The sequence below is a fragment of the Sorangium sp. So ce1504 genome (assembly GCF_051521635.1).
GTDB lineage: Bacteria > Myxococcota_A > Polyangia > Polyangiales > Polyangiaceae > Sorangium > Sorangium cellulosum_B.
Genome location: NZ_CP150365.1, coordinates 5,386,829 through 5,406,833 on the forward strand (window position 1 = coordinate 5,386,829; position 20,005 = coordinate 5,406,833).

A 20,005-nucleotide genomic window follows, 5' to 3' on the forward strand; every position below is an offset into this window, starting at 1 on the left:
AGGCTACGCGCCCGATGGAGCGGCTCGAGAGCTACGTCGAAGGGCAGTGGCGCGCCGGCCAGGGCGCGCCGCACGTGCTCGTCAACCCCGCGACCGAGGAGCCGCTCGCCGAGACGAGCACGGACGGCCTCGACCTCGCGGCCGCGGTGGCGTTCGCGCGCGCCGAGGGCGGGCCCGCGCTGCGCGCGCTCACGTTCGCCGAGCGCGGCGAGCTGCTCCGCGCCATGTCGCGCGCCGCGCACGCCGAGCGCGACGCGCTCATCGACGTCGCCATCCGGAATGGCGGCAACACCCGCGGCGACGCCAAGTTCGACATCGACGGCGCGATCGGCACGCTCGCCTACTACGCCGACCTCGGCGCCCAGCTCGGCGACGCGCGGCTGCTCACGGACGGCGACGGCGTGCAGCTCGGGCGCTCGCCGCGCTTCTTCGGCCAGCACATCCTCGTCCCGCGCCCCGGCGTCGCGGTGCACATCAACGCCTTCAACTTCCCCGCGTGGGGGCTCGCGGAGAAGGCCGCCTGCGCGCTCCTCGCGGGCATGCCCGTCATCACGAAGCCCGCGACCAGCACCGCGCTCGTCGCGCTCCGGCTGATGAAGATCTTCACCGAGCGCGCCCCGCTGCCGCGCGGCGCGCTCTCCTTCGTCGCCGGCCCGCCGGGCGATCTCCTCGCGCACCTCGGCGGCGAGGACGTCCTCGCCTTCACCGGATCGAGCGCCACCGGCGCCGCGCTCCGGCTCTCGCCCGGCCTCGTGCGCGACGGCGTCCGCGTGAACGTCGAGGCCGACAGCCTGAACGGCGCCGTCCTCGGCCCAGACGCCGTCCCCGGCTCCGAGACGTACGCGATGTTCCTGCGCGACGTCGTGCGCGACATCACCCAGAAGGCCGGCCAGAAGTGCACGGCGATCCGCCGCGTCTTCGCGCCCGCGGCCGTCGTCGACGCCGTGCGCGACGACCTCGTCGACCGCCTCCGCGACGCGCGCGTCGGCGATCCCGCGCACGACGGCGTCACGGTAGGTCCGCTGACCACGTCCGATCAGCTCCGCGGCGTGCGCGCGGGCATCGAGCGCCTCGCGGCGGGTGCTGCGGTGGCGCTCGGCGGCGCCGGGCCCTTCGAGGCGATCGGGGTGCCCCCGGGCAAGGGGTACTTCGTGCCGCCGACGCTGCTCGTCGCGAGCGGCCCCGACGGCGCGCCCGCCGCGCACGAGCACGAGGTCTTCGGCCCCGTCGCCACGCTCTTCCCGTACGACGGCGGCGCGGCGCACGCCGTGGCGCTGCTGCGACGGGGCCGCGGGAGCCTCGTTTGCTCCGTCTACAGCGACGACCGCGCCTTCGCGGCGGAGGTGCTGATCGGCGTCGCGCCGTACCACGGCCGCGTCCTGCTCGGCAGCGAGAAGATCGCCGATCAGGCGCCCGGCCCGGGCACCGTCCTCCCTCAGACGATCCACGGCGGCCCGGGCCGCGCCGGCGGCGGCGAGGAGCTCGGCGGCCTGCGCGGGCTCCATTTCTACTCGCAGCGCACCGCCGTGCAGGGGTCGCGGCCGATCCTGGAGGCGATCCTCGGGGCGAAGGGCGAGCCCCGCCCCGCGCCGGCGAAGCCGTAGATCGCGAAGGCCGGGGTAGCTCTTTCCGTGGACTTTATGGTGAAGTCTCGCTCATGAGCGCGGGCCCGCAACTCATCGGCAAGACGATCGCAGGGCGCTTCCGCGTCACCGGGTTCATCGGCGAAGGCGCGATGGCGGCGGTCTACCGCGGCGAGCAGGACGCGGAGCCGCGCGACGTCGCCATCAAGATCATGCACCCGCAGCTGCTCGGCGACGAGACGTTCGTCACCCGCTTCTACCGGGAGGCGAAGGCGGCGTCGCGCCTCCACCACCCGAACACGGTGCAGATCCTCGACTCCGGCGTGGAAGGGCACCTGCCGTACATCGTGATGGAGCTCGTCGCCGGGCAGGACCTGTTCGAGGTCCTGCTCGCCGAGCGCCGCTTCTCCGAGGCCCGCGCCGCGCGGTTCCTGATCGGCATCACGGACGCCCTCGCCGCCGCCCACGCGCGGGGCATCGTGCACCGCGATCTCAAGCCCGAGAACGTGATGGTCATGCGGGATCCGGCGGATCCGGCGGTCGAGCGCGTGAAGGTGCTCGACTTCGGGATCGCGAAGATGGTCGAGAGGAACACCCGCGGCGACGACGACGGGCCGAACAGCGCGCCCATCAGCGTCTGGGGCTCGGTCACCACGGTCGGCGTGGTCGTCGGCACGCCCGCGTACATGTCCCCGGAGCAGTGCCGCGGCGACGTCATCGACGGGCGCAGCGACGTGTACGCGTGCGGGGTGCTCCTGTTCCTGCTCGTCACGGGCCGGCTCCCCTTCCCGCCCACGGCCGTCGCGTGGGAGGTGGCGATGGATCACCTCCGGAAGCCGCCGCCCGCGCCGAGCCAGTTCCTGCCGCAGATCCACCCTGCCCTCGAGGCGATCATCCTCACCGCGCTCGCGAAATGGCCGAACCAGCGCCAGCAGAGCGCGGCCGAGCTGCGCGACGAGCTCGAGCGGCTCCTCCCCCACCTGTCGGACGCGCTGCTCCCTGCCGCCCGGACGAGCGCGCCCGAGGACGCGCCGACCCTCGAAGTGGCGATGCCGCCGTCGCTCCGGAGCTCCATGTCGGCCGCGCCGCCGCTGCGCGAGGGCGATCTGCCGCCGCCGGCGCAGCGGGGCGAGGTGCTGGCGAAGTCCGTGTTCCGCGAGGCGTCGCTGACGGACGGGCCGCCGTCGAGCGCGATCCTGTCGCTCGCCGCGACGCTCCCCGGCATTGCCCTCCCGCGCGAGGCGCCGGCCGGACCGACGTCGGACGACCTCTCGCGCACGCTCCCGGCGGTGCGGCGGCTCGTCGCGCCGACGAGCGATCCGCCCGCGAGCGACGTCGTGATCCACGATCGCAAGGACTTCGGGCCGCTCCTCCCCGCCGCGGGCGCCCGCGCGCCGTCCCCGAGGCCGGAGGCGCGGCGAGGCGCCGGCGCGCCCGCCGCCGCCGCGCCGCCGCGGCCGCCCTCGCGGTCCTCGGCCGAGAACGTCATCGAGATCGCGCCTGCGCCGGTCCGGCGCGACCGCCGCCCGCCCGCGCGCCCGACGGACCTGTGGATGGTCAAGCTCGTGGTGCCGCTGGCGCTGGTGATCGGGCTGGCGCTCGGGGTGCTCGCCTTCTTCCTGAGCCGCTGACGCCTCGCGCCTCAGGCGCTGGCCGGCGTGACGGGCGCCTCGAAGGCGGCCCGGAGCGCCTGCGCGCGCAGCTCGACCGCCGCCGACGCGGGCGGCGGGACCGGCGCCTCCGCCTCGGCCGACAGCGCCATCGCGAACGCGTCGATCGCGGCCTCGACGACGCCCTCGATCGGGCGCGCCGCGAGCTCGTCGGGGGCGTCGTGGACCGCCACCATGCCCATCAGGACGGCGCGCACGTGGGCCGCCGCCCGCGGCGACGGCGCGGCGCCCCCTTCTTCGGCGCCGCTCGCGCCGCGCGCGCCGCGCGCCCCCGGCTCCGCGCCGGCCCGCGCCGCCCTCGCGATCTCGGCGGAGAGCGGCCAGCTCAGCCGCGCCACGAGCCGCTCCTGCACGTAGGCGCGGACGCTCGCGTCGGTGCGCTTGCGCTCCTCGGGCAGCGCCGCGATCGGGCGCAGGTCGGACGCGAGCTCCCGGCGCGCCGGCTCGAGCGCCTTGTCGATCGCCGCGGCGAGCGCGCGCCGGTCGCGGCGCAGGTACGCCGCGCTCGCGCGGAGCCGATCCGCCTCGGCGCGCGCCCTCCGCCCGGCCTCGCGGTCCTCGGCCGCGCGCGCCGACGCCGCATGGGCCAGCTCGGCCGCGATGCGGCCCGCCTTGCGGCGGAGCGCGCGCTCGCGGAGCGCGTCGCTCGCGTCGACGATCTGCTCGGCGAAGAGCGCCTCGACCTCGGCCCACCCCGACGCCGCGAGCGCCGCCTCGTCGCCGAGGCGCCCCTTCAGCGAGAGCCGCGCCGAGAACGCGATCGGCGGCGTGAGCGAGGCGATGGAGCTCGCCGCGAGGCTGTCGCGCACGTGCGCGAGCACCGTCTCCAGGGCGTCGGGCTTGAGCCGATCGGCCTTGTTCGCGAGGATCTGCACGGGCACGCCGAGCGCGCTGATCTCGGAGAGCACCCGCCGCTCCGACTCCTTCATCGCCTGGGGCGCGTCGAGCAGCCAGATGGCGACGTGGGCCTCGTCGAACGCCCGCCGCGCCTCGGCGATGTGATCGGGGTCGGGCGCGTTGAAGCCGGGCGTGTCGAGGATCTCGACGCGCTTGAGCCGCTCGATGGGCGCGTAGATGAACACCCGCGCGACCTTGTCCCCGGCCGCCGCGAGCGCGCGCAGCGTGTCCTTCAGCGCCGCGTGCGGCACGACGCGGTCCTGGCCGCCGCGCACGACGATGCGCGCGAACGGATCGGGCGCCCAGGCGACCCAGTGGAGCGTCGCGGTCGTGGGCAGGACGCCGGTCGGCGCCACGTCCTCGCCGAGCAGCGCGTTCAGGAAGGTGCTCTTGCCCGCGTTGAACTCGCCCACCACGGCCGCGCGGAGCGGCCGCTCCCGCTCCACCGCGAGGGCCTCGATCGCCGCGAGCAGGTCGAGCCGGTCGAGGAGCTTGGCCGTGCGCGCGAGCTCGCGCAGCACGTCGCCCCACGCGGCGGCGGCGCGGGCCCCGGCGGGGCCGCCCGCAGGGGGCACCCACGCCAGCGCGATCGCGCGGCGCATGTCGTCGGCCCACGCGGCGCCCTCGCCGGTCACCGCGTCGAGCGCGTCGAGCGCGCCGCTCCCCTGCCCCGCGGACGCCATCGCCGCGGCGTCGCGCAGCCGGACGAGGTCGGGGGGGAGCGGGGGCGCGGCCGCGCCGCGCTGCTCCTTGTCGTCGTCCTTGGCGTTGCCACGCGCGGCGAGCGCGTCGAGCGCGCCGAGGTCGCGGGTCTCGACGGCCATGCGGAGCAGCGCCGCCGCGGCGGCGCGGTCGCCCGCGGAGAGCCCGCGCGCGAGCGCCTGCCGCGCGTCGTCGCGCCGCCCCTCGGCGAAGGCGAACGCGGCGGCCCAGGTCGGCTCGTCGAGCGCGCCCGCGGCGCGGACGACGCGGCGCACGCGGTCGACGACGAGCACGTCGCGGGAGGCGGCGACCAGGGCGGCGCAGAGCTCGGCCGCGCCGGGGACGTCGAGCACGAGCGCCCGCAGCCCGAGGTCGAGCGCCCGCCCCACCACGGCGGGCGGCAGGGCCGCCGCGGAGGAGCCCGCCGCGGGGAACCCCGCCGCGGCGCTCGCCTCGGCCAGCGCGAGCCGGGCGAGCACGAGGGCGGCGCGCCCCTCGATCGCGGTGGGCTCGCCGAGGATCTCCGCGGCGGCGCGCGCGCCGTCGAGATCGCCGTACGCGAGCGCGCACTCGGCGCGGCGGAGGGCCACGTCGCGGTCGGGCACGGTCGTGAGCGGCGCCGGGATGCGGTCGAGCCAGCGCTGCGCGCGGGCCGGGTCGCCCGCGGCGAGGTCGAGGTCCGAGAGATCGAGCAGCGCGAGGCGCGCCGCGTCGCGCTCCTCCGGCGCCGACGTGGCCCGCTCGAGCGCGTCGCGCGCGCCGTCCCAGCCGATGCGCTGCCCCGCGCGGCCGAGGCGGAGCCACACGTCGGCGCGCCACGGGACGCGCTTCGCGAGATCCGTGAGCGAGGCGACGACCTCCTGGTCGAGCCACGCGTCCTCCGCGGCGTCGGCCCAGAGCGCCAGCCCGACCGCCGAGTCGGGCAGCACGGAGAGGATGGTGCGGGCGTGCTCGCGGGCCTCGAGGGGCATGCCCTTCGCGAGCGCGGCCTCGGCGGCGCTGCGCTCGTTCTCGAGGCCGAGGGCGAGGATCTCGACCCGCCCGAAGAACCGGTTCAGCGCCTCGACGAGCCTCGCCATGGGCGGGATGAAAGCCTTCCGGGAGGGCGGTCGTCCAGGAAGAAGCGAAGGCCGGAGCGGCGGGCGTCGCGCGGCGGGGGATCAGGCCGGGGGCCAGCCAGGACTTCGCCGGAAGGGCTACGGGGCGCGCGCGAGGTCATCGGGCAGCGGAGCCGGCCGGGTGACCGCAAGCGGCGCGCTAGCCTTCGCTGATGCTCCGCATGCGCCACCGACGGACGGACCGGCAAGGACAAAAGGTACGCCGTGCCCACACGCTTGGGGTACTTACGAGGGCGCCGCGGACCGCACCGCGGGCCGGTAGCGATCGTCATGTCGGACAACCGCATCACGGAGATTCTCGCAAAGGGGCTGCGCTCGCTCGCCGATGTGCGGCTTCAGCTCGACGGTCTCACCGTCCTCATCGGGGACAACGGCAGCGGCAAGAGCAGCCTGATCGAGGCATGCGAGCTGCTACAGCGCGCGGCCAGCGAGAGCTTCTTCGAGGATCTGAACAAGATCCACGGCGGTCTCGGGAGCCTGCTCCGCGTCGGCGCCGAGCACCTGGAGCTCGGCCTGGTCTTCGCGCCCGACGGTGACTCCTACACTAGGTACGAGTACGCCTTCGCACTCGACAGGAGCGGAGTCATCCTGCGCGAGCGCCTTGATTGGGTCCGCGGTGAAGTCGATGACAGCGACGCTGTCGTGGAGCAACGTATCGGTATCATCTCGCGCGAGGGGGGGCTCTCCAGGAGCAGCTCCTTCAGGTTTCTGATCGATGAGACAGAAACTCCACCCATCGAAAGGGCCATCGATCCCAGGCGGCTGGCGCTCTCTTCGTTCGGCGAGTTCCCACCGCATTGGCTCGTGCGTGAAGCGCTGGCCGTGCTCCGCGCGATCGACGTCCACGTCCCCTTCGACACCACGGCGCGCTGGGTGCAGCGCTCGCGCGGCCAGCCTTCGCCCTTGCGCGGCGCGGCGACGATCGAGCCGGCGGAGGCGCTCTCGCGCTTCGGGGCCAACCTCCCGAACGCATGGAGCGCGCTCAAGAACGATTTCTCCGAGGCGCACTGGCGCGAGACGATGGACTACGTCCGTCTGGGCCTCGGTCCCGACGTCGAGTCCGTCAACGTGCGCGCGGATCCAGGCGGCGGCTCGATCGCCCTGCGGATCAAGTACGCCGGCCTCGACGAGCAGATCCCCTCGTTCGCGATCTCCGACGGCACGCTCGCGTACCTCGCGTTCGTGGCCCTCCACCGGCTGAACACGAAGAAGAGCCTCATCGCCTTCGACGAGCCAGAGACGCACCTGCACCCCGAGCTGCTCCAGCGCGTGCTCGGGTTCTTCGAGGCCATGGCGAAGGAGCGGCCGGTGCTGCTCGCGACGCACTCCGACCGGCTGCTCGACGGCCTCTCCGACCCGGCCCGTTCGGTCGTCCTCTGCGAGCTCGATGAGCGCCGCGCCACGAGGCTCGTGCGGCCCGACCCCGAGGCGCTGCGAGACTGGCTCACGGACTACCGCGGGCTCGGTGACGTGCGGGGAGCCGGCCACGCGGCATCGATCCTGACGCGGCGGGAGGGGGCGTGACCCCGCTCGCGGTGATCCTGTACGAAGATCAGCGGGGCCCGGAGAAGGAGTTCGGCCTTCACAACCTCGTCGTCGCGTGCGTGACCGATGACGCCGGGGAAGACCGCTTCGCGCTCCGGAGGAAGCTCGACGGCCGGCCGATGAAGGGCGTGCAGAACCTGCTGCGGAGCTGCCGGAAGGACATCCGCCGCTTGAGCGCGAAGGGCCAGCAGGTCTTTGTGCTCGTCGACAACGACGCCATACGCCACCAGCTCAAGCATGAGGGAATCACGGAGAGCGCCGAGGACGCGGCGGTGGTGCGTGCGATCAAGGACAGGTGCGACGCTCCGGAGCGGCTCCACGTCTTCCTGCTGAAGGAGAACACGGAGACCGTCATCAAGGCAGCCGAGCAATGCGACAAGGACCTCGCGAGATCGCTCGTGGCGCAGGCGCTCCAGAAGGACGTCAACGCCCGCGACGCGATCTTCAACAGGATCTCGTGGCAACCGGATCGCGCTGTGCGCGATTGCATCCGACAGCGCGTGGAGGCGATCCTGGAGATCGTGAAGGCGCTCACCGCGCTCGTGCACGGAGGCGACGTCAGCGCCTGAACGGGGGCGGGCGAAGCCGGCCGGGTCTCGACCTGGACCGAGCCTTGAAAACGACGGGATCGCCAGACCGGGGCCCGGCTCAGGTCCTGGCGACGAGCGCTCGATCAGGCCTCGACCCAGACCGAGCCCGGAACGTGAGCGCTTATTGTTAGAGTGGACCTGTGCCGGCAGACATCGTTACAGGGCGCGTCGACGCGCTGATCGTCACCGCGCTGCAGGACGAGCTCGAGGCGGTCCTCGCGCTCGGCGAGGGCGGTCGAGACGGCTGGCGGGAGGCGCGGGATCCGGGCGGGTTCCCGTACTACGTCCGCGACGTCGCGAACGACCGCGGCGAGCCGCTCCGCGTCGCCGCTGCGTGGTCGGGCCGGATGGGCGGGAGCGCGGCGGCGGCGAGGGCGCAGGGGCTCATCGAGGAGCTCGATCCGGGGTGCCTCGCGATGTGCGGCATCTGCGCCGGCAAGCGCGGCGAGGTGTCGCTCGGCGACGTCATCGTCGCCGACCGGGTCTACAGCTACGACGAGGGCAAGCGCGTCGCCCACCCCGGCGGCGAGGGCGCGTTCTTCCACGACATCGAGACGTACAACCTCGAGCGCACGTGGAACATGGATGCCGCGCTCTTCGCGCGCGAGTTCGAGCGGCAGGCGGCGTTCGCGGCCGAGCGCCCGCCGTCGAAGCCGTCGCAAGCGTGGTGGCTCCGGCACGCGCTCTACGAGAGCCAGGTGGAGGGGGGACCGCCGCCCGTCTCGCGGCCGGAGCGCGCGGCGCGGTGCCCGGGCTGGACCGAGCGCATCGGCGAGCTGGAGGCGGCGGGCGTGCTCCGCATCGGCGACGGCGGCCTCGAGCTCACGGAGGCGGGCGTGGCGCAGGTCCGCCGGGATCGCCTGCTCCACCCGGACGGCCCGCCGCCGGCCCGGCCGTTCCGCGTGCACATCGGCCCGATCGCCACGGGCAAGGCGGTGCAGGAGGACGCGGGGCTGTTCGAGCGGCTGAAGCCGATCGGGCGGAAGGTGCTCGGCGTCGAGATGGAGGCCGCGGCGATCGGCTACGTCGCGGAGCGCCTCGGGCGGCGGTCGATCATCGCGAAGGCCGTCTCGGATCACGCCGATCACGACAAGGACGACAGCTTCCGCGCGTTCGCGTGCCGCGCCTCGGCGGAGTTCCTCCTCGCGTTTCTGAGGCGCTTTCTTCCGCCTGCGCGCGCCGAGCACGCCGGGCGGGGCCCGAGGCTGCGCCGCCTCCCGGCGAGCGCGCGGGGCGGCCACGCGAGTCCGCACGGCGACGACATCCTCCTGCCAGGGGAAGGGCGCAGCGACGACTTCCTCTCGCGGGTCGAGCGCGTGTGCAGGCTCCGCGAGCCCGAGGGGGTGAAGATCGAGTGGTTCAACGCGCCCCTCCCCTTCGGCGTCTACCTTCGCGTCTCGGTCAACGAGGGCGGCATCGTCCGGATCGCGCCGCTGGCGGCGCTCGAGAGCGGCATCTCGACCGAGGCGGTCTCCGCGTTCATCGAGAGCATCGACGCCTCGTACCGGCGCGAGGATCCCGGCCTCGTGTCCACGCTGGTCTACGGCGGCGAGCCCGCGCCGGAGGAGCTCGTGCGTTACGCGAGCGCGCGGCGCGTGCGCCTCGTGCGGTTCCTCGAGTACCAGGGGCTCATCGACTTCCGCGGCTACCTGGCGTGGCAGAACGCGAGCCTCGAGCGGGACCTCACGTATCCGCCGGATCTCTACGTCGACCAGCGCGTCGCGCTCACGACGGGCCAGGAGGAGGCGGTGCGCGAGCGCGCGCTCGACGCCATCGCAGAGCTGCTCGACTCGGAGCACAGCCGGTTCGTGCTGGTGCTCGGCGACTTCGGTACGGGCAAGACGTTCCTCCTGCACGAGCTCGCGCGGCGGATGGGCAAGGCGGGCGGCCCGCTGACGCCGGTGCTCATCGAGATGCGCGCGCTGGAGAAGGCGCGCGACCTGAACGCGCTCATCGCGCAGCACCTGGCGCTCGCGGGGCTCGGCAAGATCGATCTGCCCGCGTTCCGGCACATGCTGGCCGAGGGGCGGATCGTGCTCCTGTTCGACGGCTTCGACGAGCTCGCCTTCCGCGTGACGTACGACCGCGCGGTCGAGCACTTCGACACGCTGATCCAGGCGGCGCAGGGCAAGGCGGCGAAAGTGGTGGTCACGAGCCGGAGCCAGCACTTCATCTCGGAGCAGCAGGTGAGGTCGGCGCTCGCGGAGCGAGCCGCCTTGCTGCCCGGTTATCGGCTCGTGCGGCTGCAGCCGTTCACCGGGGCGCAGATCCGCAGGTTTCTGGTGAACCGGCTCGACAGCGAGGCGGCGGCTGACGAGCGCATTCAGTTGCTCGCAGAGGTGAAGGACCTGCTCGGCCTATCGGCGAACCCGCGGATGCTGGGGTTCATCGCCGAGATCGAGGCAGCGCAGCTACGGCAAGCGAAGGCGGGAGACGGCGAGATCACCTCGGCGGGGCTCTACAAGCTGCTCCTGGATCGGTGGCTCGTCTGGGAGTACGAGCGCGCGCACCCGAAGGGCGCGCAGCCTGGGCTGTCGGTGGCGCAGCGGTGGCGTGCGGTGACGGAGCTCGCGACGCGGCTGTGGCAGCGGACGGAGCAGAGCGTGAACATCCGCGAGCTGCCGGCGGAGCTCATCGCGGCATTGCAGGCGCTCGGGCGGCACGAGCTCGATCTCGGGGTGACGGTGCACCAGATCGGGTCGGGGACGCTGCTCGTGTGGGACGACCAGGAGAACTTCCGGTTCATCCATCAGTCGGTGCTCGAGTGGCTCGTGGCGCGGGAGGCGGCCGAAGAGGTGCAGCGCTCCGGGGAGTCGGCGGCGCTCGCGCAGCGGGACGTGAGCGACCTGATGGCGGATTTCTTCGGGGCGCTCGCGGGACGGAAGGCGACGGAGACGTGGGTACGGGAGGCGCTCGGCGGGGCGTGGGGGACGGTGGCGACGGCGAACGCGCTTCGGATCGACGGGCGGACGGCGCTTGGGGTGTGCGAGCAGATGAACCTCGCAGGGGCGGATCTGCGGGGGCAGGATCTGTCGGGGAAGAACTTCTGCGGGTGCGATCTGCGGGGGGCGGACCTGAGAGAGGCGAAGCTCGTGGGGGCCAACCTGAACGGGGCGCAGATGGGGGGAGCGCTGCTCGAGGGGGCGGACCTCTCCGGGGCGGCGCTCTGCGGGGCGGACCTGACCGGGGCGACGGCGGTGCGAGCGCGGATTGTGGGCGCGGATCTGACCGGGGCGAAGCTCGCCTCAACGAGGCTGCGCGGGGCGAAGCTCGTGGGGACACGGGGGGCGAAGCTCGACGGGTGCGACACGTTCGGCGCGGCGATGCCGGATGCGGCGAGGTTCGAGCCGACGTGGGTGCAAGGAAGCCGGTGCAACGCTGTAGCGATCAGCCCCGATGGGACCTTGCTCGCATCGGGTCACTCCCACGGGATTGTGCTGTGGGATATGGCGACCGGGAGCGCGCTGCGCAGGCTGAACGGCCACTCCGACTGGGTCACGAGCATCGCTTTCAGCGCTGACGGGGATACGCTCGCGTCCGGCTCGGACGATTGCACCGTCCGGCTCTGGGACGTATCGACTGGCAACGTGCTCTGCGTGCTCAAGGGGCACTCTCGTCATGTGAACAGCGTGACGTTCAGCCCTGACGGCGAGACGTTGGCTTCCGGATCTTCTGACTGTACCGTCCGGCTCTGGCAGGTGGCCACCTTCCGACAAATCGCCGTGCTCCACGGCCATCTGGATGGAGTGATGGCCGTCAAGTTCAGCCCCGACGGCGCGACGCTCGCCTCCGGCGCTCACGACACCATCATCCGGCTCTGGAAGGTCGCGACAGGCGACGTGCTTCGCGTATTGAGCGGCCACCGGGCTGGCGTGCTCAGCATCGCGTTCAGCCCCGACGGCGGCACGTTAGCCTCCGGCTCCGCGGACTACGACATTGGCCTCTGGCACGTCACGACGGGCGAGCAGCGGCACACGCTGAAGGGCCACTTGCGAAGCGTGAGGAGCGTCGCGTTCAGCCCCGACGGCGCGACGCTCGCCTCCAGCGCGGGAGACGGATCCGTGCAGCTGTGGAATCGATCAGGCGTCGCGTTGCACGCGCTCGAGGGCCACTCCGCCGCCGTGACGAGCGTCGCGTTCAGCCCCGACGGCGCGACGCTCGCCTCTGGTTCGAAGGACAGCACGGTGCGCCTGTGGCATGTGTCGACGGGTGGCGCCGTGCGCGTGCTGGAAGGACAGCCGAGCGTGTCCATGGCCATGGCGTTGAGCACCGATGGCGGGACGCTCGCGCTCGGCTCCGAAGACGTTGGCATTCATATCTGGCGGATGTCGACTTGGACTGCGGTGCCGCCGCTCGTGGATCGCGTCATCTCCTCCGCGAAGCTGGTCTTCAGCCCTGACGGCACAACGCTGGCGTTCGCACAGCGCGACCACACGGTCCGGCTCAGAAGTCTCGGCGAAGACGGCACGGCGCACGTGTTGAAGGGGCATTATCATCGCATCATGGATATCGCCTTTCGCCACGACGGGAGCATGATCGCGTCAGGCTCGCTCGACGGGACAGTGCGACTTTGGCGCACCGAGACAGCGGAGCCGCTTCGCGTGATGGAAGAACACGAAGATGGAATCAGCAGCGTGGCGTTCAGCCCTGACGGCACGACGCTGGCCTCGGGATCGTTCGATCGAACCATCCGGCTCTGGAAGGTGGACGGCGAAGGAGCAGCGCGCGTGCTGGAAGGCCATGGTCGTGTCGTGAGGAGCGTGGCGTTCAGCCCTGATGGTGCGACGCTCGCCTCGGGCTCCGACGACACGACCGTCCGCCTCTGGCCTCTCGTCGATGGCGGCGAGCAGCGCGCGCTGGGCGGCCACGCCGGCCAGGTGAAGTGCCTGACCTTCAGCCCCGACGGTGCATGGCTCGCATCAGGGTCCGACGACGGCAACGTTCTCCTCTGGCGTGTGTCCGCCGATTACATGGCGCGCGTCCTCCAGGGGCACACCGGCGAGGTCGTGAGCGTGGCCTTCATGCCGGATGGAGAGATGCTGCTCTCCAGCTCCACCGACGGCACCATCCGCTTCTGGGACGTGCGGACTGGCGCCTGTCTCGCCGTGCTCCTCAAGCTCCCCGAGGGCTGGGTCGCCTTCCGGCCCGACGGCCGCTACAAGCTCGGCGGCGACATCGCGGGCGGCTTCTGGCACGCCGCCAGCCTCTGCCGCTTCGAGCCGGGCGAGCTCGATGCGCTGCTCCCTGGCCTGCGCATGCCGGACGACGAGCCGGTGCTCCCCTTGCGGCCTGCGCTCGGACGGGGCTGAGCGCGGGTTGTCGAGCTGCCAGGCCGAGCGACTACGGCACCTTGTCGATCGCCTCGATCACGATCCCGCCGAACCGGGCCTCGTCGGCGCGGCACCTCACGCCCCGGATGACGCACGCGTGGCTGTCCCGAGGCTCGCCGGTATCCGCGTAGCGCGCCCCGAAGCCGCCGCCGAGCGACGTGTTGAAGAACTCGAGAGGCCGCCCGGCCTCGTCCGTGGCCTCATGCTTGCAGAGCCCGCAGACCGCGCGCGGGTGGCGTGGCCACAGGTCCAAGGGATCGCCGCAGATCGGGCAGCCGTGCGTCCCACCCGGCATCCCGCTCCCGTCGGCGGTCACGAGGCGCGCGCCGCGCTCGCCCGCGGCGGACCGGTACGGGCCGCTGATCCCCGCGATGCTGGCGCGGTCCTCGCTCGCGACCGCGAACAGGCCGGCGCCGGCGAGGGTGAGCGCTTCGATCGCCGCCGCGAAGCCGGGCCGGTCGCCGATGTCCTCCCCGCGATCCTCGTGCCAGGCGGCGATCTCGACGCCTTCCCGGCTGGACCAGGCATCGATCGCTGCGCGCTGCTCCGCAGCGGAGGCGCACGTGGCGTCCGTGGAGATGCGGACGTAGGCGACGGCGAGCCCGGGGCTGCCGCGCTTGAACCGGCGAGCTGTCATCCGGGATGAGAGAATCCTGGACGGCGATGGTTGTCCAGCGTCCAGCCGGCCGTGGTCGCGGATAGCTCGCCCCCGATCGGCGCGCGGCAGTGGCAGAGATTCGCCGCGCTGGCAGCACGGATTGTTGGCCCCGATCTGGACAGGCCTGTAGACTGTTGATGGTCCCCCCGATCCGCAGATTTCTGCCCCTCACCTCGTGACGCCTGGGGCGAGCGCGGGCGGCCGGGAAGTTCGCCAGCGCGAGGCGCGGCGGTAGAGATCGAGCCCAAGCGGTGCGCTGGAAAGAAGAAGGCCCTGGGTAGCGACCAGGGCCTTCCGGGGATCGGCGACAGACCGATGTTCGGCCTGTCTCGCACGACCCAGCCGCCGAGGGCAACTTCCCGGCGCCCTGGTCCGGGGACTCGTGCAAGACAGCTTCCGGCTCGCCCGCTGCGGGCTCTGCGCCGTGATCTTCTTCGTCTGCGGCCGGTGTGATCGAGGGCAGCTCTACTGCGGCAGCGGCTGCCGCGACACGGCTCGCCAGCGGGCGCAGCGCGCGGCTCGGCTGCGGCACCAGAGCTCCCACGAGGGGCGCCTCGATCACCGTGATCGCCAGCGTGTCTACCGCGCCCGACGGGGCCGGCGCGTGATGGATATCGGTTCCGACAACTTGCCCGCATCCGCCAGCGTATGCCCGCGGATCGGCGCGCCGACGTCGAAGGACGACGTGGCCGTCGCCGGCCCGCAGGAGTCGAGGGATGGACGAGTTGGTGATGACGATCTCCGCGACGCCGCAGGAGACGCGGGTGCTGCTGACGCAGGGGCCCGACGAGGTGATGAAGGCCCGGCTGCGGTCAGTGGCCACGCCGGCGCATCGGTTCGCCGGGCCGATGCTGTGCGAGTCAATGGCGCTCTGGCACGACCAGAGGGTCCGTGCTGTCGTTTCTGCGGAGTCCGAGGACATCTTGTTCGCGCTGGGTTTGTGCGACGGCCTCGGCGTCGCGCGCGCGACGCTGCACTACGTCGTCGAGCCTCTGTTCATGGACGCCCCGCCCCGCCGCGGGCAACGCCTGCCGGGACTCGGTAACTTCCGCGGCGAGCATCGCCTTCGCAGGAGCCTCGGTCGATGACGATCGACGAGGCCAAGGAGGCGGAGATCCGCCGCCTGCACTTCGCCGAGCACTGGAAGATCGGCACCATCGCGACGCAGCTCGGCCTGCACCACGACGCCGTCGAGCGCGTGCTCGGCCTCGGCAAGGGGGCGCGCTCGCGGCCCGTCGTTCGCGACGCGGATGCCGCGGTGAGCGAGGTGCCTTTGCCGCTGCGCGGCTACGAGGCCTTCGTCATCGAGACGCTGACACAGTATCCTCGGCTCCGCGCCACGCGCCTGTACGACATGCTGGTGGAGCGCGGCTACGAGGGCAGTGTGCGCACGGTGCGACGGCATGTTCGGCTCGTGCGCCCGGCGCCGAAGAGCGAGGCCTTCCTCCGCGTCGAGCCGCTCATCGCCGAGCAGGCCCAGGTCGACTGGGCTTACGTCGGCAAGCTGCGCGTCGCGGGCGGCACGCGCCAACTCTGGGCCTTCGTCATGGTCCTGTCGTACTCGCGCGCGATCTGGGGTGAGCTCGTGCTCGACCTGTCCGCAAGCTCGCTTCGCCGCTCGCTCGTGCGCGCGTGCTGCTACTTCGGCGGCGCGACGAGACAATGGCTCTTCGACAATCCCAAGACCGTTGTCCTCGAGCGCCACGGCGACGCCGTGCGCTTCCACCCGGACCTGCTCGCGCTCGCCGGTCAGCTCTGCGTCGCGCCGCGGCTCTGCGCCGTGCGCAAACCGCAGCAAAAGGGCAAGGTCGAGCGAGCGATTCGCTTCCTGCGCGACCGCTTCTTCGCCGCGCGCACGATTCGTGACCTCGAGCGTGGCAACGCCGAGCTGCTCGTCTTCCTCGACGAGATCGCCAACGTGCGCCCGCACCCGCGATGGCCTGAGCGGCGCGTCGACCAGGTGCTCGCGGAGGAGAGGACGCGGCTGCTCGCGCTGCCCGATCCGCTGCCGGAGACGGACCTCGTCGAGCCCGTGCCCGTCGACAAAACCGCCTTCGTGCACTTCGACGGAAACCGCTACTCGGCGCCGTCGATCCACCACGGCAAGACGCTGATGCTCGTCGCCAATGACACGACCGTGCGGCTCTCGGACGGCGGCACGGAGGTCGCGCGGCACGTGCGCTGCTGGGGACGACACCAGAGCATCGAGGCGCCCGAGCACCGTGCCGAGCTGCTCGACCACAAGCGCGCCGCGCGCGAGGCCAAGGGGCGCGATCGGCTCGGCGCCGCGATCCCCGGCTTCGAGATCCTGCAAGAGCGCTGGGTGGAGGCCGGTCGCAACGTCGGCTTCATGACGGCCAAGGCCCTGCGCCTTCTCGACCTGTACGGCGTCGAGATCCTCGGCGCTGCGGCGCGCGAGGCCATCGCCCGCGGCACCCACGATCCCGGTGCCCTCGCCGTGCTCTGCGAGGAGCGCCGCCGCGCCGCCAACGGCCCTGTCCCCGTCGACATCGCTCTCGGAGCCCACGTCCCCGATCGCGACGTGATCCCCCACGACCTGGAGTCCTACGATGCCCAACGATGACGTCGCTGAGCTGGTTCGCTCCCTCGGCGTACGCGTGTCGCGCGAGGCGCTGCTCGCGCTCATCGCGCATGCCACCACGGCGCGCCTGTCGCCGGTGCAGACGTTCGAGGAGCTCGCCGCCATCGCCCACCGCGAGCGCGCCGAGCGCAATCTCGCCGCGCGCGCCAAGGCGGCGACCATCGGCACCTTCAAGCCCCTCGATCGCTTCGACTGGAACCACCCGCGCACGATCCAGCGTGAGCTCGTCGAGGAGCTCATGACGCTCGACTTCATCGCCAAGGGGCACAACATCCTGCTCCGGGGTCCGAGCGGCGTCGGCAAGACGATGCTCGCCCAGAACCTCGGCATGCTCGCGCTCCAGCGCGGCTATACCGTGCGCTTCACGACGCTGTCGGCCGCCCTCGCCGATCTGCTCAAGCAGGAGTCGCTGCCGGCCCTCGAACGACGGCTGCGGAAATACACGGCCCCGTCGCTGCTCATTCTGGACGAGATCGGCTATCTGCCGTGCAGCCGTCAGTCTGCCGACCTGCTCTACAACATCATCAGCCGCAGGCACGAGAGCCGCTCGCTCGTGCTGACGACGAATCTGCCGTTCAAGCAGTGGAGCACGGTCTTTCCGGGCGCAGCGTGCGTCTCGGCGCTGATCGACCGCTTCGTCCAGCACTGCCACATCCTCGACATCGACGCCGACTCGTGGCGGCAGAAGGAGTCGCTGGCCATGAGCGAGGCGCGACCCAAGCCGGGGCCGGAGGCCCCCGAGCCGCCCGCGGCAGCGAAGAAGCGCTGACCCGGCCGACGCCAGGTCAGATTTCCGCGGCGCCCGGGGTCAGATTTCCGCGGGCGCCGCGGTCATTTTTCTGCGGACGCGCGCGGCACGTTTCCGCGGATCTGCGTGGTTAGATTCCTGCGGATCTCCGAGGCCATCTACAGTAGACGGCGCACGATGGGCTCGACCCGGACGGCCTGGCACGTGCTGCTCGTCGCATTGCTCAACCAACGGGGCTCGCGCCGGTTCGAGGTGCGCAGCGAGGTGCCGCTCTCGAACGAGCCGCTCCGCGCCGATTACCTGTTGCTGCGCCGGAGCGCGGGGCCGAGCGAGCCCGCGGGCACGCTGAAGAAGCTCTGGGACCTCTTGCCCAGGGACACCATCGTCGAGTTCAAGAGCATCGGCCGGCCTTACCGAAGGCGCAACCTCGACCGGCTGTGCAGCTACCTGCACCTGTACTGCGCCGACGAGCCGGAACGGATCGAGCGGCGGAGCGACCTGTGCGGCGTGCTGCTCGTCCCGTCGCGCACCAGGTCGCTCGACGCGGATGTGGCCGAGCTCGGCATGGAATGGGGCGACCTCGGCGGCGGCTACTGGCGGGTCGAGGGCGGGGCATTCGCGCTGCTCATCGTCGAGATCGACGCAGCGGCGGAGGCAGAGGACGACGATCTGCTACGCTTGTTCGGGCACGGCGAGGCCCGGACCGTCGAGGCCCGAAGGTGGCTCTCGCAGCAGCTTGGAGCCGAGGAGATCGCCATGGAAATTCATGAATTGGAGGGCTTCGACGAGGTTGTCCGCAAGCTCCTGGCCACCCTCCCTCCCGAGCGGGTGCTGTCGGCGTACGCCCCGGAGCAGCGCATGGCCGGGCTGCCGCCCGAGCAGCGCATGGCCGGGCTGCCGCCCGAGCAGCGCATGGCCGGGCTGCCGCCCGAGCAGCGCGTGGCGGGGCTGCCGCCCGAGCAGGTGTTGCTGGCGTTGCCGGACGAAGTGCTCCACGCCCTGTCCGACTCCTACCTCGACACGCTCTCGGCGGAGACGCGCGCCGCCATCCGCGCGCGCATCGGACGGTAGGGCGGCAGCTCGGCTGACCGCGCGCGCAGGCGCACACTGGGAGAGTCTCGGCTCTCGCGCGGTGAGCCCTCGCCGGGCATTCGCTGCGTCCGGGTAGACTCCGGACCGATGCTCCTCCCGCCGAGAACGACAGGCCTCGCCGCGCCCGTGGGCACCCTGCGCCCGTGGCCCTCCGTGCTGGCGACGTGGGGCCCTGGAGAGCGGAGCACGCTGCACGCCCACCATTGCTGGCACCTCGTGCTGGCGCTCGACGGGGAGCTCCAGATCCAGACGGCCGACAGGGGCGCGTTCCAGCCGGGAGGCGCCGTCCTCACGGCCCCGGACACCGCGCACGCGATCGACGCGTCGGGCGTCCGTGTGCTCATCGTGTTCATCGAGCCGGAGAGCGACGTTGGCGATGGGCTCACCCAGGCGCTCGGGGCGTCGCCCATCGAGGTCGTGGGCAGCGAGATGGCGGATCGGCTGCGGTCGCGCATCGCCGAGCGCGGAAAGGCCGGGCTCTCGGCGGCGCTGCCCGGCGTGTTCGAGGCGCTGGGGATCGCGGTTCCGGCGTCCTCGCCGAGGCCGAGGCACCCCGGGGTCCAGCGGGTGCTGCGCCATCTGCGGGCGAGCGGCGGAGACGCGGACACGTCGCTCGAAGCCCTGGCCGGCATCGCGCGGCTCTCGCCGGGGCGGTTCATGCACACCTTCACGGAGAGCGTCGGCGTGCCGCTGCGCCCGTACCTCCTGTGGCTCAAGCTGGAGCGCGCCGGGGCGGCGATCGCCGGCGGCGCGGCGCTCTCGGAGGCCGCCAGCGCGGCCGGCTTCGCGGACGCGGCGCACATGACCCGGACCTTCCGACGGATGTTCGGGGTGAGCCCATCCGATCTGAGACGCCGTAGCCAGCTCGTTCAAGACGGGTGAGGAGCGGGTCGCCACCTTGAGGGCATGGCACCTCTCCTCGTTCTCTCGATCTCGTTCGCGCTGTTCGTTGTCCTCGGGCGCCTCGGCGTCAGGCACCTCGGGAGCTGGGTGACGTGCTTGCGGTACGCCCTCGCGGCGATGTTCCTGCTGACCGGATCGGCCCACTTCGGGAGCCGGCGCGCCGAGCTGGTGGCGATGGTGCCGCCGGCGCTGCCCTACCCCGAGCTCCTCGTGGCCGCGACGGGGGTCCTGGAGATCGCAGGCGCGGCGGCGCTCCTGGTTCCGCGGCTCGCGCCGTGGGCGGCTGCGGGGCTGACGGTGCTGCTCGTGGCGATGTTCCCTGCGAACGTGTATGCGGCGCGCGCGGGGCTCAGCCTGGGCGGCAGCCCGGTGACGCCGCTCGGGCCGCGAACGGTGATGCAGATCGTGTTCGTCGGCGCGACGATCGCCGTGGCGACCAGTAGCCGTGGTGGGGAGCGGACGAACCGGAACCGGACGAACTAGCGCTCAGTCGAGCGCTTTGCCCCACGTCCCTGCTCCATCTTCGGCCAGCGGCAACCACGCGGCGGCACAAGGAGGTCGTCTGTT

13 protein-coding genes are annotated in these 20,005 nt (G+C 72.4%); 11 read left to right on the forward strand and 2 right to left on the reverse strand.

Annotated elements, in window-relative coordinates; genetic code table 11:
• The first annotated feature begins 14 nt into the window (after nucleotides 1–14).
• Complete coding sequence (locus WMF39_RS20190; RefSeq protein WP_437747118.1) at nucleotides 15–1,604, forward strand: 3,4-dehydroadipyl-CoA semialdehyde dehydrogenase; 1,590 nt, start codon at nucleotides 15–17, stop codon at nucleotides 1,602–1,604.
• A 53-nt stretch (nucleotides 1,605–1,657) separates the two neighbouring features.
• The gene (locus WMF39_RS20195; RefSeq protein WP_437747119.1) at nucleotides 1,658–3,214 is read left to right on the forward strand and encodes a protein kinase domain-containing protein; all 1,557 of its coding nucleotides are present in this window, start codon (nucleotides 1,658–1,660) and stop codon (nucleotides 3,212–3,214) included.
• An 11-nt stretch (nucleotides 3,215–3,225) separates the two neighbouring features.
• Here WMF39_RS20195 and WMF39_RS20200 read toward each other — a convergent pair whose 3' ends face one another.
• Nucleotides 3,226–5,931 carry a dynamin family protein gene (locus tag WMF39_RS20200; RefSeq protein WP_437747120.1) on the reverse strand — a complete coding sequence of 902 codons (2,706 nt, stop codon included), beginning with the start codon at nucleotides 5,929–5,931 and terminating at the stop codon, nucleotides 3,226–3,228.
• A 309-nt stretch (nucleotides 5,932–6,240) separates the two neighbouring features.
• On the opposite strand from WMF39_RS20200, the gene WMF39_RS20205 reads away from it, so the two are divergent.
• The 3 genes from WMF39_RS20205 (at nucleotide 6,241) to WMF39_RS20215 (ending at nucleotide 13,414) form a co-directional block, all read left to right on the forward strand.
• Nucleotides 6,241–7,494: an AAA family ATPase gene (locus tag WMF39_RS20205; protein ID WP_437747121.1), complete on the forward strand. Its 1,254-nt coding sequence runs from the start codon at nucleotides 6,241–6,243 to the stop codon at nucleotides 7,492–7,494.
• The gene (locus WMF39_RS20210; RefSeq protein WP_437747122.1) at nucleotides 7,491–8,084 is read left to right on the forward strand and encodes a hypothetical protein; all 594 of its coding nucleotides are present in this window, start codon (nucleotides 7,491–7,493) and stop codon (nucleotides 8,082–8,084) included. Before WMF39_RS20205 ends, WMF39_RS20210 begins: the two co-directional genes overlap by 4 nt.
• A 161-nt stretch (nucleotides 8,085–8,245) precedes the next feature.
• Nucleotides 8,246–13,414, forward strand: a complete 5,169-nt coding sequence (locus tag WMF39_RS20215; protein WP_437747123.1) for a pentapeptide repeat-containing protein — start codon at nucleotides 8,246–8,248, stop codon at nucleotides 13,412–13,414.
• A 31-nt stretch (nucleotides 13,415–13,445) separates the two neighbouring features.
• On the opposite strand, the gene WMF39_RS20220 is transcribed toward WMF39_RS20215, so the two are convergent.
• On the reverse strand, nucleotides 13,446–14,072 hold the full coding sequence (locus WMF39_RS20220; protein ID WP_437747124.1) for a recombinase family protein: 627 nt from the start codon (nucleotides 14,070–14,072) through the stop codon (nucleotides 13,446–13,448).
• A 737-nt stretch (nucleotides 14,073–14,809) separates the two neighbouring features.
• Between WMF39_RS20220 and WMF39_RS20225 the strand changes: the two genes are divergently transcribed.
• From WMF39_RS20225 to WMF39_RS20250, 6 genes are all read left to right on the forward strand, one after another.
• On the forward strand, nucleotides 14,810–15,181 hold the full coding sequence (locus WMF39_RS20225; protein ID WP_437307435.1) for a hypothetical protein: 372 nt from the start codon (nucleotides 14,810–14,812) through the stop codon (nucleotides 15,179–15,181).
• Nucleotides 15,178–16,677 (forward strand): IS21 family transposase, encoded by a 1,500-nt coding sequence (istA, locus tag WMF39_RS20230; RefSeq protein WP_437740574.1) that lies wholly within the window; start codon nucleotides 15,178–15,180, stop codon nucleotides 16,675–16,677. The genes WMF39_RS20225 and istA overlap by 4 nt, the downstream gene beginning before the upstream one ends.
• Nucleotides 16,664–17,464, forward strand: a complete 801-nt coding sequence (istB, locus tag WMF39_RS20235) for an IS21-like element helper ATPase IstB (protein WP_437740573.1) — start codon at nucleotides 16,664–16,666, stop codon at nucleotides 17,462–17,464. The genes istA and istB overlap by 14 nt, the downstream gene beginning before the upstream one ends.
• A gap of 156 nt (nucleotides 17,465–17,620) precedes the next feature.
• Nucleotides 17,621–18,514: a hypothetical protein gene (locus tag WMF39_RS20240; protein ID WP_437747125.1), complete on the forward strand. Its 894-nt coding sequence runs from the start codon at nucleotides 17,621–17,623 to the stop codon at nucleotides 18,512–18,514.
• A 108-nt stretch (nucleotides 18,515–18,622) separates the two neighbouring features.
• Nucleotides 18,623–19,417: a helix-turn-helix domain-containing protein gene (locus tag WMF39_RS20245; protein ID WP_437747126.1), complete on the forward strand. Its 795-nt coding sequence runs from the start codon at nucleotides 18,623–18,625 to the stop codon at nucleotides 19,415–19,417.
• 24 nt (nucleotides 19,418–19,441) lie between these two features.
• On the forward strand, nucleotides 19,442–19,921 hold the full coding sequence (locus WMF39_RS20250; protein ID WP_437747127.1) for a DoxX family protein: 480 nt from the start codon (nucleotides 19,442–19,444) through the stop codon (nucleotides 19,919–19,921).
• Nucleotides 19,922–20,005 lie beyond the last annotated feature (84 nt).

What these genes read in the sequence shown, in the direction of transcription:
- WMF39_RS20190 (WP_437747118.1), top strand. Translation starts at nt 15, where the DNA reads ATGGAGCGGCTCGAGAGCTACGTCGAAGGGCAGTGGCGCGCCGGCCAG.
- WMF39_RS20195 (WP_437747119.1), top strand. Translation starts at nt 1,658, where the DNA reads ATGAGCGCGGGCCCGCAACTCATCGGCAAGACGATCGCAGGGCGCTTC.
- WMF39_RS20200 (WP_437747120.1), bottom strand. Translation starts at nt 5,931, where the DNA reads ATGGCGAGGCTCGTCGAGGCGCTGAACCGGTTCTTCGGGCGGGTCGAG.
- WMF39_RS20205 (WP_437747121.1), top strand. Translation starts at nt 6,241, where the DNA reads ATGTCGGACAACCGCATCACGGAGATTCTCGCAAAGGGGCTGCGCTCG.
- WMF39_RS20220 (WP_437747124.1), bottom strand. Translation starts at nt 14,072, where the DNA reads ATGACAGCTCGCCGGTTCAAGCGCGGCAGCCCCGGGCTCGCCGTCGCC.
- WMF39_RS20225 (WP_437307435.1), top strand. Translation starts at nt 14,810, where the DNA reads ATGGACGAGTTGGTGATGACGATCTCCGCGACGCCGCAGGAGACGCGG.
- istA (WP_437740574.1), top strand. Translation starts at nt 15,178, where the DNA reads ATGACGATCGACGAGGCCAAGGAGGCGGAGATCCGCCGCCTGCACTTC.
- istB (WP_437740573.1), top strand. Translation starts at nt 16,664, where the DNA reads ATGCCCAACGATGACGTCGCTGAGCTGGTTCGCTCCCTCGGCGTACGC.
- WMF39_RS20240 (WP_437747125.1), top strand. Translation starts at nt 17,621, where the DNA reads ATGGGCTCGACCCGGACGGCCTGGCACGTGCTGCTCGTCGCATTGCTC.
- WMF39_RS20245 (WP_437747126.1), top strand. Translation starts at nt 18,623, where the DNA reads ATGCTCCTCCCGCCGAGAACGACAGGCCTCGCCGCGCCCGTGGGCACC.
- WMF39_RS20250 (WP_437747127.1), top strand. Translation starts at nt 19,442, where the DNA reads ATGGCACCTCTCCTCGTTCTCTCGATCTCGTTCGCGCTGTTCGTTGTC.